The organism is Thalassovita mediterranea, from assembly GCF_001458435.1.
Lineage (GTDB): Bacteria > Pseudomonadota > Alphaproteobacteria > Rhodobacterales > Rhodobacteraceae > Thalassobius > Thalassobius mediterraneus.
In genome coordinates this window covers 48237-62131 of sequence record NZ_CYSF01000019.1, presented here as the reverse complement: position 1 = coordinate 62131, position 13895 = coordinate 48237, and the positions used below count along the sequence as shown (strand labels likewise).

The following is a 13895-nucleotide window of genomic DNA, read 5'->3' as shown; positions in this document are numbered from 1 at the left end:
CGATCAATGGCCGTGTGCCAGCGCGCCTTTTGCCATTTCCTCGCCAACTTGCTCTCCGCTGCGCGGTCCTTGGTCGCCGTCGCGTGCTCCTATCAATCGCAAGGCGTTGGCGACAACGAGAAGCGAGACCCCGACGTCTGCCGCAATCGCGCCCCACATGGATGCCATACCGAAGGCAGTCGCCACGACGAAGACGGCCTTGGTTGCAAGGGACAGCCCGATGTTCTGTTTGATGATCGACATGGTCCTGCGCGAATGCCCGATCAGCCATGGAAGTTTGCCAATATCGTCCGTCATCAAAGCAATGTCTGCCGTTTCAATCGCAGCATCCGACCCAACTGCGCCCATTGCTATGCCGTAATGCGCACGCGCCATTGCCGGTGCGTCGTTCACTCCGTCCCCGATCATCGCGACGGTCGTATATTGCGCCACCAGTTCTTCGATGGCCGTGACCTTATCCTCGGGAAGGAGTTCGGCCCGCACCTCATCTATGCCCACCTCGGCAGCCACTGCTCTTGCCGTGGCCGCGTTGTCGCCGGTCAGCATCACGATCTTTTTGACACCTTGTGCGTGCAAACGCGCGACAATGCCCTTGGCATCTGGCCGGATCCGGTCGCGCAGTTCGAGAACGCCGTTGACGCCGTTTGCATCACCGATCGCCACAAGCGTGCTTCCAGCGCCTTCGATCTGATTGCGCAGATCAGCCGGAATATTCCCGCCAAGACCCTTTTCCTCGGCAAACCGGTCTGAGCCGAGCCAGATGGACTGACCGCCCATTTGACCCTCAAGGCCGCGCCCAGGGACGGTTCGGGTATCCTCGGCGGCGACGATTTTTATTCCGCCCCGCTCTGCACGGCCAAGGATAGCCCGTGCTAGAGGATGTGAGGAACGCGCTTCGAGGGCCACGGCCCGTGCCATCAATTCGGCTTCGGTTGTGCCACCAAGCGGATAAATGGCCGCAACCTCGGGCTCACCCATGGTGATCGTACCGGTCTTGTCCATTGCCAACGCAGTGGTGCGCCCGGGGGCTTCGACATAGGCCCCGCCTTTGATCAGCACACCATTTCGGGCGGATGCCGCAAGCGATGCAACAATGGACACTGGGGTCGAGATCACCAAGGCACATGGACAGGCGATGACCAGCAAAACCAGCGCGTTATAGAACCAAAAGCCCCAGTCGCCGCCCGCGACAAGTGGCGGGATTAAGGCAATGAAAATGGCAAACACCATCACAACTGGAGTGTAAATGCGGGCGAACTTTGTCACCCATTGTTCGACCTCAGCGCGACGCGAATGTGCATCGCCAACCATGCGAATGATCTTGGACAGAACCGTGTCAGACGCGGCCATCGTTGCCCGTACGGTCAACGTGCCCTCACCATTGATGGTGCCCGCGTAAACATCGTCGCCCGCCTCTTTTGGCACCAAAGCGCTTTCACCCGTAATGGGCGCCTGATCGACAGCTCCCGCCCCGCCGACAACTTCTCCGTCCAGGGGAATGCGGTCCCCACCGCGCACGATGAACTTGGTTCCGACAGCGACGGCCGCGGCGGGAATATCCGTCTCAGACCCATCCTCGTTTATTACCCGCGCCGTCGCAGGCGCGAGGTCGAGAAGCGCCGAGACAGCATTGCGTGCCCGCCCGACGCTCCAGCTTTCAAGATAGAGCGAGAGTGAGAAGAAAAACGCAACAGTTGCGGCCTCAAAGAATTCTCCAAGCCCAATGGCACCGGCAACGGCAACCACCATCAACAGGTTCATATCAGGAGAGATCCGGCGCGCAGACGACCATGCTTTAGGTGCCACCAGCCACACACCGAATAGAATTGCGCCAGCGAACAAGGCAACCTCCGCCATTGGCATCGCGGATTCCCCATGGCCGGCAAAGATGCCGATGGCCCCGCCAATCCCGGTTTCAACGAGGTGGTAAATGAACCCCGCCGCCCAAAAGCCTCCGCTCAACATCGTAAACTGCTTTTGTTTCTTCAAATGTGCAGCCTGATCGGCGCTGGCGTCCTCGGCATCCCACGGCTTAGCCGTCATGCCTGTTGAAGCAACCAAATCAATAATCTGTTTCGACGACGGGTTCGTCCCACCATCCAGAACCGTCATGCGCGCGTTGATAACATCAAAGGCGAGGTACTCCGCTCCACCGACCTTTGGTCCGACGACGCGGTTGAGGATCGAGACCTCTTCCGCGCAGTCCAAACCGCTGACGTGGAAACTACGCCCGTCGGAGGCGCTGACTTGCGTTGGCGGAACAGCATCACCACCGTAGCAACTTGTGCCTGTATCAGGCGAAGAAGCGGCATGATCGTGATCATGATGAGCAGCATCGTGTGGCATGAGTTATCCTCAGATTCGCGACTATTTTGATTAGGATACGAGCTACAGCAACTAGAGCTTCAAGAAGAAAAATGACAACGCGTCCGATTTTCGTTTGAACCGCGAAAACCTGCCTCAAATAGTCACCTTCGAACATCGCGCCGGAGCAAGTTTTGAGGCCGACGGCGGGAAAGCTTGAATATCGTATGGCTTTCATCATATCAGCGAAGCAACAATATTCAGGTAAATGGAGCCAAAAGATGATCAAGCGAAGTGCAGCCGTATTCACACTTATACCGCTCGTGAGCGCTTGCGCGGTCACCATGACCGAGCCTGAAGCCGCAAGCCCGACACGTTCTATACCTGAGGAAGTGATTGCAATTGCAGGGCCCAATCAGGACATTATGTCGGCCTTCCTGCGCCCCGACGACAATTGCTTTTGGTACATGCACAATGGCCCGGTTGAAAGAACACCTCTGCCACTCAGGACCTCTGATAGCCGTCACATTTGCATTCAACAGCCCGCTGAGACGTAACAACGAAAACGGCCCTAAATTCATCAGAGCCATTTTCATTCGTTTGCTGTGATCGACGATGCTTTGACTGTCAGCTAGTTGAGAGCACGCTATCCGAAGCGGAGTAAAGATATACAGTCGAACCCATTTCGACATTTGGATAAAGCGCATTGATATGCGCCATCACCATCCGAACACAGCCTGAACTCGCGCGGCCCCCAATCGATCTGGGGTGAGGCGTGCCATGAATACGTAGATACGTATCACGCTGGCCCACGTAGAGGTAAATCGCACGGGAGCCGAGGGCATTTGTCGGACCTGGCTCCATGCCGTCAGCCCACTGGGCGTTCACAGGGTCACGCTCGATCATTGATTGGGTGGGTGTCCAATGCGGCCACTCAACCAGACGGCGCACCGTATAGGTGCCCGGTTCATAAAGATTGCCGCGCGCAATCGCGACGCCGTATCGCATCGCCGTGCCACCTTCTTCGATGTGGTAGAGGTATCTTGCGACAGCATCGACGTGGATATCGCCAGGCACCAGCCCATCCCGCGCCTCGACCCGTTGCGGCAGGAAACGCGGTGCAAGATCCCATGGGTTAGATGTCTCAAGAACGAAGTTTTCTGGAGTAACTTGCGCGTCCCAGGTAGCCTTTTGCGACGCAGATGGCCATGTGTTGGCGAAAGCGGGCGACGCCAGCGGGGCTGAAAAAAGAGCAGTCGTGGTTGCGATGAAATGGCGTCTTGTCAACATGTTGAACTTGTCTCCGTCCTAATAGTCAATTTGCGTATTATGTGCCGCATGCTCCATAAGACAGGTACAACCTACACCAACTGGAGGTTCAATAAGAATCTTCGCTTCACACAAATTCGTGTATTTGCATTTGCGTACTGACAACATTTTGTCACGCGACGGAGGCCAGCAAGCAGTGGCCGCTTTCGGGAAAACTCGGCGGCGGCGTGAGCTTCCCCTTAAATCGGGGCTGAAAAAGGTCGAACGACAGCTTTGTGCAGCGGATTCAGGTCATTTGCGTGGCGTGCAGAATCTAGGACTCTGGACTCGAAGCAGACTTGCGGCAATGCAGCCCGTGGTTTTTGCGCAAAATGCCCTGCCACCAGCCTGATCGATCACACCGGATGACTGCTGTCAGCCCAAAACGGACTCTCGTTACTGGTTCATCAGTAATAAAGTCTGTGTTGGAAAACCAGCATACGCAAACGTCGAAGCTGCAAGTTCGCTGGCGTCTTGATCAAACGTTATGAAACAATCGCATCTAGAGGCTTCTTCAATATGTTGAGCGTCACGAAACTGTGCCGCAAATTTTTGTGTCTGGCGCGGGCCAGTGAATTTCCCTTTTCGTTTAGTTAGGCCCATGCCAAAGAGAGCGAAGGCAAAGCCAGTCAGTTCCCCCGTTTTTAAAACTCGAAGCTGCGCGAACTTTTCAGGAAATTCTTCAATAAACCCACGCCTTTCTGTTTCGCTAAGCTTTGAAAGTACGTGATGCACCTTTTCGCCCGGGTCCATTTCTCTCATTGGATCGCCTTCTCTTGCGGCGGATACTTGGGTGTCTATCGTCTGCCATACCTCGGAAACATCTATAGAGGCGAGACTTTCAGTGCCGCTTTTCAAGGCATTGGATACTTCTCCAGAGTTGCCATCAGGCTCAAAACCTAGGGGATTCATCAACGAGTTAGTTATCGCTCGTTCGGTTTCAAGGGCAACTTGATCCATCGATTTTTCTCGCCTTCCCCCCATAAGGTGATGCATAGGCGCTAGCATCTCATCAAATGCTTCATATGCGGGTGAAAACTCAAAATAGTTGGCAAACCTTTCTTCTGGCACGGCTGTGTCCAACGCTGAAATTGGGTCATACCGTTCGTGAACTTGGCCCGGGTTCCTTACGAACACGGCATCAAGCTCATTCAATAAGGTTGAATATTCTTCATGGTTGTTTCGCATCTCAGTGATATGGACGTCTGAAAAAGCTATGCGATGTGGCAGGGCGCTAAAGTTCCTGCGCATGGCGATAGCGCCAGGTTTAAGAAGCTCACTGAAAACACAATTGTCTAAGTATAAAACCAGCTGCCGTTTCATTCGTTTCTATCGATCCTCACTCGCACAACGAAATTGTTGCTAACGCGGCTCAATTTGACAATATCTAACCGCGGGTCTGCCACAACAAACTCTACAATTTTGCAAAGTCCGCTTCCTGCGCATACCTGACCTTGATGGCTGGTGCAGCATGGTTGGTTAGATTTTCACGGGCTTGAATGACCGCTTTCACCGACCTGCAGTAAGATGCATGCAGGTGCAGAGAATGTCTGCATCCCGCCCTCCCTGACAGACACGCGATGCATAACACCCTATCGCGCAAATAGCTTTTCGCCATCACCCTCCTGCATCATCGCTTCCATGTCGTCCAAGCCATCGACAGCAGAGCGCATCTGCGCCTCATCATCCGCGCCCACTGTCTCGGCTTCCGCGACCTGGCCCCCAAAATCCATTTCCATTTGTCGGTGTTCCTCAGCGATAACGGCTTGAACGACAGGCGCAGTCTTCGTTGGGGCGACATCGATTTGCCCTGACGATTGACCATCAGCAGCCTGGCGTGCAGCCTCAACGTCGGCCTCGGACCCGCCTGACCCATCCGGCGGCGGTGTCATCGGCATGGCGCGCATACTCAGCGGCAGATCACCCTGCGGGCCCCCTCCCCCCGGTTCCGGGAACGGCAACTCGCCCGTCTGTGCCGCGTGGATCGCCTTGAACAGCCGATCATCAAAATACTGGATCCGCTTTGCCCGGACCGGCATCTGGGCATCGATGACCATGACGATCTCGTCGAGCGGTAGGCGGCGCGCCTCATCCTCGGGCAATAAGGAACTTTCTTCAGTCCGAGTGGACTGGCTACGGCCCTCGAAGGGGTTCTTGCCGATGGACTGAGAGCGCGTGATGACGGTCTTCGTGGTCTTGCCAACCGCCTTGCTCAGTTCCTCGACTGTCTTTTCATCGGAGGGCGTCAGGTAGAGCTTTACACCCGCGTTGCCCTGTAGCGCGCGGCGGGTGTTCTCGCCATAGATTTCATCGAGGGCGGGGATGGTCTGAGTGACGACGGCCAGGTGCCCACGATAGGTGCGCAGGGTCTCGATGCTCTCGACCACGATGGGCATCTTGCCGAGGCGATTGAACTCATCGAGCATGATCATCACGGGCCAGGGTTCGTCGGGGCCGGGATCCTTTTCCTGCATGGCAGAGAGGAGATCGGAGAAAAACAGCCGGATCAGCGGCGCGAGCGGCTTCACCATCAGCGGCTGGACCACGAGATAGACCGAAAAGGGCTTTTTCCGGATCGTGCGGAAGTCAAAGTCCGACACCGCCGTCGCCTCATCGATGGCAGGGTTCTGCCATTGATCGAGCCCAGAGGTCATCAGGAGCGAGACGTAAGAGGTCAGCGTATCGTTGTTGGTCGAAGCCAGCCGCGTGAAGATCAGCTTGGCGGCCCTGTTGTCCACCTCATGGCCCCGCGCGAAATACTCCTTCTGCTTGTTCCCACCCGAGGCCGCGATGCGGTAGATTTCGCCCAAGGTGGGGCGCTTGCGCTGGAAGGCCAAGAGCCCTGCCGCCACGAAGAGATCGATCCCGCCCTTGAGGAGGCCCTGCACCCGGTCATTGTCGCTCTGCAGGAACAGCGTCGCCAGAAGCTGCAGTTCCATCTGCTGGCGCGCGGGATCTTTCAGTTGATAGATGCGCAGGAGCGGGTTGTAACGATGCGTGCGCTTGCCCTCCCAATCGGTGGGGGCAAAGCGATAAACCTTGTCACCTTGCGCCGCGCGGTGCCGGGCCGTGGCCTCGAAACACTCGCCCTTCACATCGAGCGTCACGGCGGAGCCTTGCCAGGTCAGCAGGTTCGGAATGACAAAGCCCGTGGTCTTGCCGCGGCCCGTGGGGGCCACGATCAGCGCATGGGGGAAGACCTTGGAGCAAATGTAATTGGCGCGGGAGCCGGGCGTCCCCAGCTTGCCGAGGATGAACCCGGTGCCCGGCGCCCCGAAGAAGCCATTGGCCTTCATCTCGCGCGCAGTCTGCCAATGGGTCTGGCCAAAGCGTGTCAGGGCGGACCCCGAGAGGGCGAGGCTCAGCATGAGGCCGGCGGCGGCGAAGCTGCCGATGATCAGGTGGATGAGTTGGGCGTCCTCCGGGCGGCGATCGAGGATCGCCATGTAGTTCTGCGCGATATAGGCAAAGTCGATCTCGGCCCCAAACCCGAGATCCTGGTAGGTCAGCACCGCCGAGGCGATGGTATAGCCCATGGCCCCGGTCACCAGCGTCACCAGCAGGACGCCCGTGGCGATCCAGGCCTTGCCCATGGCGGCGCTCAATGGACCTGGCCCCGCTCGGTCTCGCCATCCACGTCTGTCGTGCGGTGTTTTTCATATTCGGTGTCGGCAAGATCATCGACCACCTGGCGCAGGGCCTCGGTATTGGCCGTGGCGGCATCGGATTGAAGGTAGACCTTGGCCACATAGAGCCGGTCGAGGCGGTCCTCGAGAACCTTTTCCAGCGCATCGGCGTCGCCGGATGTGAGCCTCTCAAGTTGAGGGTCATCCAGCACCCGCGCGATATCGCCCCGGAAAGCGTCCCGCTCCGCCTCGGTCTCGAAGGGCGCGGACAACTCCCCCGCCCGCTCATGGTCCAGAACATGCGCAATCTCGTCTGCAAGGCGGTCGGTACGGGCAGACTGCGGCGCAGTTTCACCGCGGGCTGCGAGGAGTGCGGCGCGCGTGCCAGACCCGAGCCCGTCGCGCATCTCGGTTTCGCGGCGGACCTGATTGATGGCCTCCGTGTCGCGTATCTCGACGACGGCAGCGTAGGTCGCACCGAGCCCGCGGGCGAGGTGGGACGGCATGTCCGGATAGCGCGCGCGCAAGTCATCCGTGACTGCATCTGCAACGGGCATGCGGATGTCGCGTGCCTCCATGATGCGGTCGACCTCGCGGCTGATCTCGCTGGCGCGGGGCGCATCGGTGATGGTCTCCCTGTAGGGCTCAGACCGGTCAATCACATCGCCAGGGCGTGCGAGCAGATCCGGGTGTGCCGCGAGATACGCGCGCTGCTCGGTCTCGATACGGCGCTCCGCCCTTGAGACAACCTCCCAATCCCGGTCCTCGATCTGCTGCGCTGTCAGGCCGTCTGCGCGCATCTCCTGACGGATTGTCCCTTCCATCGCCCGGACCGCGCCCTCATGATAATGGAACTGCTCGCTGACCGGTTCCGCTTCCATGACACCATCCCGGCGCAGCACGTTCGCCCGTTCCAGCAGCGTGCCGAGCGCGACATGCACGTCATTGAGAATGTCGCGCGCCTGTTCCAAATCGGCGCGGCGCTCGAGGTTCAGATCCCGCGCCTCAGCCACTTTGGAGAGATCATTGGCGATCCATTGATGCTCGAGCGCTGCATTTGAGGCGCCCGTCTCGATCCGGGCCACCACTTCCGATGTGCTGATCCCGGTGCCCCGTAGTGCCGCGTCAATGCGCGATCTCAGATCGGGCTCTGCCAGACGCTCGCGCTGGCTGGCGTCGATATTGGCTTCGGAATAGATCCCGCCCTTCGAGGGGGTCTCTGACAGCGTGGATGATCGCACACCGAGAGGCTGCATGTGCTGGACCTGCGTCTGGATCTCGATGAGGCGCTTTTCCAGCATGGGACGTTCCGCGTCAGACTTCTCTGCGATCATGCCCTGCACCCGCGCGAGCTTTTCCGCATAGAGGCTTCTCAGATCTTCGAAACTCTGATCCTCGGCCATATACACATCTCCTGTTCGGTCCATCTGTCCGCCATGCGTCAGCACCTCGCCCGCGCGGAAGAGTGCCGCGGCGATGTCTTCCCGGGCCTCCCGGGAGGCCTCTGCGGCAAGCGAATGGTAGACGGTTCTGGTGTTGGCGATCTCCGCCAGCGTCCGCGTCAGATCCTGCCCCACACGCTCCCGCTCAACAGGCGCGCGGCCCTCTTCTTTCGCGGCGTAAACCTCGCTGGTGCGGGCTGGGTAATGCACAACCCCGCGCTCCACCCGCCGCGTGGCTTCCAGCCGCACGCCGTACTTCTCCGCCTCCTCGACCATGGCGAGGCGGAAATCGTCGTAGTTGAAGCGGTGGTTGCGCCCCAGAAAGAAGAACTCGCCTTCCTGCGAGCGGCGGTTCAGCACCAGATGCGCATGGGGGTGATCGCGGTCCTCATGCACCGCGATGATGTAATCGAAATGCCCCTTATCAGTCTGGAAGAACCGCTCGGCCACATCCGTCGCAATGTCGCGCACATCCTCCCCGCGCGTGCCGATAGGGAAGGACATGAGCATGTGTGTGGTCTGTCCCAGCTTGGGCTTGAAGCCCGCATCCCACCGCTTGGCGAAGCGCTCGGTCAGATCCTTGATGTCTGCCGCCTCGAGCTTTGCCTTACCATCCAGAAACCCGCTACTGTCCACGATATGGGTGGACTTGGTGGTGAGGTAATCGAGCTGGTTCATCAGCTGCGATTTCGTGTGCGTGCCGCCACCCCGGATCGCCTTGAAGACCGCCGGCCGGTGCCCGGCTGCAGCACGCACGAGTTGCTTCTGCTTGGCCACGTGCAGCCCCTGCATCGAGCCCCGGATGCGGCTCCAGCCATCCCGGAAGACCTCGCCCGTGACGGCATGGACGGCATCATTCAGCCGCATGGGCAAACTCCCTCAGCGCGGCCGTGGCCTGCAGCTGCATCGCGTCTCGACGGCGGCGCAGAAGCAGATCGATCTCGTCAGCGGCATCCAGGATGAACCGCGCCAGCCCGCGCATCTGCGCAAGGCGCAATTCGGTAAACTCCGGGCCAGCCCCCTGCCCCTGCCCCTGCCGGTTGGCCTGCGCCATCTGCTTGGCGATCTGCGCGACCCCATTACCGACCTCGTGCAGAGAGGCGCGGTAGCGCGCCATCTCTGCTGCCATCTGCGCGTCCGGAACGAACACCCCGCCTGCCGCCTGAATGAGCCGCCTGAGCCCCTCGGCACGGCTCTCGATCCCGGCCTCGGCCAGCACCTCGTCGAGCGCCGCAAGCTCCGCAGCCGTGACCTTCACACTGACCGCTGAGACTGGGATCGCAGCATCGGCCTGGCGCTCGGCATCGGCTTTGAGCGTGTACTGGATCGCCCGCACAGACACGCCAAACCGCTCCGCCAGCACAGATGTCGAGACACCTTCCGCAGCCTCGCGAACGATCTTCATGCGTTCCGCATCTGAGAGACGTTTTGCGCGCGACATGCGAAGAAAGACCCCCTATTTCCTGCCACCTTCCAACAAGGCTGCCCCTACCTTACGATAATATACCTAGCTGTCAATTATATACTTACGTTGCATTCAGTCTCAGGCAGCCTTGGTTTCCGCTTCACGCCGCGGCCCGCAGGGACGCGGCTCTGCCGCCCTCACCACCGGGCGACCCACCTGTCCTTGGGGTCCCGTCCGCCAGCCCCGCCCGAGGGTCTGGCCGAACGCCAAGTGTTCGGACGGAAACGCGGGCGGGCGCAAACCCCACCGACAGGGCGGACAGGCAGGGTCAAGGAGGGCCAGATTTGGCTTGCCAAATCTCTGCCGCAAAAACCGGGAGGCCTTGGCCGATAGGTTTTTGGGGATGGCCCCCTTGATGCTGACTGGCCGGTCTGTCGCGGCCCGACTATTCCGAGCGGCGATCGTCCTTTGAGCGCGCAGGGACCGGGACCAATGGGAGGTCGCTGACGGCGATCACCCGCGCCGGAACCGGCATCCCTGGAACAGGGATCAGGCCGCCCCAAGATCGTCCTGGGGCGGCCCATCCTCGTCACAGGATTTAGTCCTGGGGGTCCTTTGCGCTCGGCGGGAACATCACCAACTCCGAGACCGCGACCGGGAAGTCGAGCTTGAGGCTGAAGAACTCCGAGCCGTCCCCGTTGCGGGTGTTGCGGAACATCGCACCCACGCGCTGAAAACGGGTGCGCTCCTGGCCATCGGTGTCGGTGAACTTGACGGGGACGGTGGCGACGTAGTGGTTGGTCATTGGGGTTACTCCTTGTTGCGATGGGGATCACCCCGCACGGGGCAAGAGGCCCGGTCGCAAGCGCAAATGCGGAGGGTCCGCGGCTAGCCGTGGAAGCCGTATTTGTGCTTGCCGGAGCGCAAGCGCAGGGCACGAAGGGGCCGACCCCGTGCGATCCACATCTATGAGCAAAAAGGAGTGATCCGGATGACCCTTGCCATCACGCAGCCGCCACCATCCGCGTCCCGCCGAGCCTGGCCGGGGTGCTGACGGAGCCCGCCCGCGTGGATGCGATATTCCGAAACACCACCCGAGGGACGCGCAAGTCTTTAGCCTCAAGTGCGACGTTTCGAGCCTTCGTGTCTTGCGATGCTGACGATGTGCGTGAGGTGCGCACCATCCCCAACCCGTACCGATGCGGATGGGCCGCACTCTGACGGACTTGGTAGAGGGACAACGGTGCTGGCCGCCGCAGACTGCCGATCACGCGTGACCGATCGCACGCGCCATGAGACATGACGAAAGGGCCGCGCCAAGCGCGACCCCCTCTCTTCAATCCTCCGACGCCTTCTTCGCCGGGTCCGCAACCCGCATGACCGTCAAGCCTTTCGCTTCCGCCTTCTGCCCGAGTTTCAGGGGAACCCCATTGCGGCAATCACACTCCCAACCCGTCGAGGATTAGTTTCGTCTCAGACATCCGCTTCAGCGAGTTGCCGATGCGCTCTCGCCAGCGCGGTCCAACCTCCAGCGCGGCGGCATAGGCGCGGGCCAGATCATCAGGTCGGTCCTCAGCCATCGCCTCTATCAAGAAGGCCGCCTGCTCGCGGTCCTTCGCAGATTTGAGGCTGCCTGCCCCGTCCCGCCGCCGATCCGCGATGATCAGTTTGTGAATCGCATAGTGCTCTGGACGAGGGACCTGCACGAGTATGCCGGATCGATAGATCGCCGCAGCATGGATCGGCTCAGCAATCAGGAAGTTGAGATAGTTCAATCCTTGGGCGTTCACGCCCAATGCTGGCAGATCACGGATGGTCTCATCTCCGAAGGCCGGTGTGAGAAACTCGACCAACTGGCCACTCCCGCCCTGGGCCCATCGCCAGGTCCGGCCATGGTCAAGGGCTGGTAAGGGATCAAATTTGAGCGCCGAGAAGGTCTCGGCGAGACCCGGATCGACCTGATCCTGGAGCGCCACACTTAGCTTCTCGAACTGGGCGATGTCGATATCGCCAGTGTTGGCCATACCGCCAATTGGCAGACAGATACCAAGCTCACCTTCATAGAGGCGAAAGGCATTAGTTCCGACAATGGTGCCACCCAAACGGAAAGTCCCGGCTGCCGCCATCGCCGACAGGATGGACCCTGTTGCCCGGTCGGTGGGCGTCATGCCTTCCGCGCGCAAGAGCCGAACAAGCCTCGACCGTTCCGCCTGCCGATTCTTGGCGGTCGCGCGCAGCTCTTCGATCCGGTCGATTCGTGCACGCGTCTCGTCACTGTCTTCGCCGATATAGATGAAGCGCATCTCGGTTCCGACGCGCCGCGCCGCATACCAATAGGCCTTGTCGCCGCGCTCCTTGAGCGTCGGCTTGCCTTCGACACCGGACAAAGCGTCGTCCTTCAAAAGTCGTACCAGATCGGTATAGGCGCTCATCGCGATGCTGCTAAGTGGGGTCATGCCAATCATTTCCAAGTTTTGCTTGGCACGCATATACCTATCAAAATAGTAAATTGCTAGGCAAAAGGACAAAAGGGCACCACCACGCCCATGAGGAACGACGAAAGGGCCGCCCGAAGGCGACCCTCTTAATTCATGTCTCGGCAGTCTTCTTCGCCGGGTCAGCAACCCGCATGACCGTCAGGCCTTTCGCTTCCGCCTTCTGCCCGAGGTTCAGCGCGACCCCGTTGCCGCCGAAGAGGACAACCCCCGTCGCCGCGAACTTGTCGTCCAGCATTTCGTCGTTGCACTTGAACGGTGCCGCCCGCCCATGCGCGGACCAGCGCGGATCGAAGCGCGCCTGTGCGATCCCGCGTGCCCGGGCCCACCGAGCCGCAATCATCTCCGCCCCATGCTTACCACCCTTATGGCAGAGGAAGATCTCCTGGTTGCGGTTCTGCTTGATCCGTTTGCGAACCTTGTCGAGCGTGTTGAAGATCACGCCGATATCGGTCCAGTCGGTGGCGCCTGAGACGATCAGGGGCACCCCCTCGACTTTCAACTTCTCAGCAGTCTCGCGGTCGTGCTGCTCGAGGAGCTGCCGGGCCTCGAAGACCGCCCCGGTCTCTTGCGCCCGGACGCTCGCCCGCGAGCCCGCTGCCGGGATGAAGGCGTGGCCCGTCTCGATCTCGTAACATTCAGCCGCAGCCTCGCTCATCACCTCGATGGCGCCGACAATCTCGCGCAACTGCAGAAAGCGCGCTTGCGCCTCCTCAATAACGGTCTCAGCGATCTCTGATCCATCGCGGGACTTTGCCAGCGCGCCGATCTTGTCGGCGGTGCGGTCGACCTCCTTGCCAAGTGCCACCTTGCGGCGCTGCAGGATCGTCACGAGCCCATGGGCCAGCGGTTCGATCTCTGCTTCAAGCCCGGTCCCGCGCAGCTGCCCGAGCAAAGCCTCGAAGCTCTCGCGGATGATGTGGTCGGTCAGGATGTGATCCTCAGGGATCGGCAGCTGCGCGTCCTTCTCGGTCAGTCCGAAAAGCTCGATGGTCTCGTAGGTGTTCGCATTGTCGTAAGCCATGTCTGGTCTCCAGTGTTCGGTTCCAAGGCCACCACGTGAGTGTGGGGGCATGGCCGAATGCCTGGTTTCCGAATCTGCCCGGGTCAGGGACGGCGCAGCCGCCGGCTTGCCGGGCGCAAAAGTTTTCCGCGTGCAGCAACTGACACATGCGCGCCATCACGTACGGGACCGCCCCACGCCACAGGCCCCGCCCTCACCGAAAAGTTTTGCGATCCTTGACGCGGGCTGATTTGGGGGCCATCCGGAGGATATGCTTCCACGCTCATGTGTGTGTGTTTTGACGGTAGGTTT

Annotated in this window: 9 protein-coding genes and 1 pseudogene; all 10 read right to left on the bottom strand. The window is 60.0% G+C overall.

What is annotated here, in order from left to right; translation table 11 throughout:
• Window positions 1-3: 3 nt before the first annotated feature.
• The 10 genes and pseudogenes from TM5383_RS16210 to TM5383_RS16165 all read right to left on the bottom strand — a co-directional run bounded on the left by TM5383_RS16210 (window position 4) and on the right by TM5383_RS16165 (window position 13604).
• The gene (locus tag TM5383_RS16210) at window positions 4-2346 is read right to left on the bottom strand and encodes a heavy metal translocating P-type ATPase (RefSeq protein ID WP_058320083.1); all 2343 of its coding nucleotides are present in this window, start codon (window positions 2344-2346) and stop codon (window positions 4-6) included.
• A 585-nt stretch (window positions 2347-2931) separates the two neighbouring features.
• Window positions 2932-3594 carry a L,D-transpeptidase gene (locus TM5383_RS16200; RefSeq protein WP_025054197.1) on the bottom strand — a complete coding sequence of 221 codons (663 nt, stop codon included), beginning with the start codon at window positions 3592-3594 and terminating at the stop codon, window positions 2932-2934.
• A gap of 414 nt (window positions 3595-4008) precedes the next feature.
• On the bottom strand, window positions 4009-4935 hold the full coding sequence (locus TM5383_RS16195) for a hypothetical protein (protein WP_058320082.1): 927 nt from the start codon (window positions 4933-4935) through the stop codon (window positions 4009-4011).
• Between the two features lie 269 nt (window positions 4936-5204).
• Complete coding sequence (locus tag TM5383_RS16190) at window positions 5205-7205, bottom strand: type IV secretory system conjugative DNA transfer family protein (RefSeq protein ID WP_058320081.1); 2001 nt, start codon at window positions 7203-7205, stop codon at window positions 5205-5207.
• Between the two features lie 8 nt (window positions 7206-7213).
• Window positions 7214-9547: a relaxase/mobilization nuclease domain-containing protein gene (locus TM5383_RS16185; protein WP_058320080.1), complete on the bottom strand. Its 2334-nt coding sequence runs from the start codon at window positions 9545-9547 to the stop codon at window positions 7214-7216.
• The gene (locus tag TM5383_RS16180; protein ID WP_058320079.1) at window positions 9534-10121 is read right to left on the bottom strand and encodes a helix-turn-helix domain-containing protein; all 588 of its coding nucleotides are present in this window, start codon (window positions 10119-10121) and stop codon (window positions 9534-9536) included. The genes TM5383_RS16185 and TM5383_RS16180 overlap by 14 nt, the downstream gene beginning before the upstream one ends.
• A 562-nt stretch (window positions 10122-10683) precedes the next feature.
• Window positions 10684-10890: a hypothetical protein gene (locus tag TM5383_RS16175; protein WP_007120662.1), complete on the bottom strand. Its 207-nt coding sequence runs from the start codon at window positions 10888-10890 to the stop codon at window positions 10684-10686.
• Between the two features lie 531 nt (window positions 10891-11421).
• Window positions 11422-11517, bottom strand: a pseudogene (locus tag TM5383_RS17045) (DUF2493 domain-containing protein); the annotation flags it as partial.
• Window positions 11518-11524: 7 nt separating this feature from the next.
• Complete coding sequence (locus TM5383_RS16170; RefSeq protein ID WP_268807786.1) at window positions 11525-12541, bottom strand: nucleotidyltransferase family protein; 1017 nt, start codon at window positions 12539-12541, stop codon at window positions 11525-11527.
• 133 nt (window positions 12542-12674) lie between these two features.
• Window positions 12675-13604 carry a DUF2493 domain-containing protein gene (locus tag TM5383_RS16165; protein WP_058320078.1) on the bottom strand — a complete coding sequence of 310 codons (930 nt, stop codon included), beginning with the start codon at window positions 13602-13604 and terminating at the stop codon, window positions 12675-12677.
• Window positions 13605-13895 lie beyond the last annotated feature (291 nt).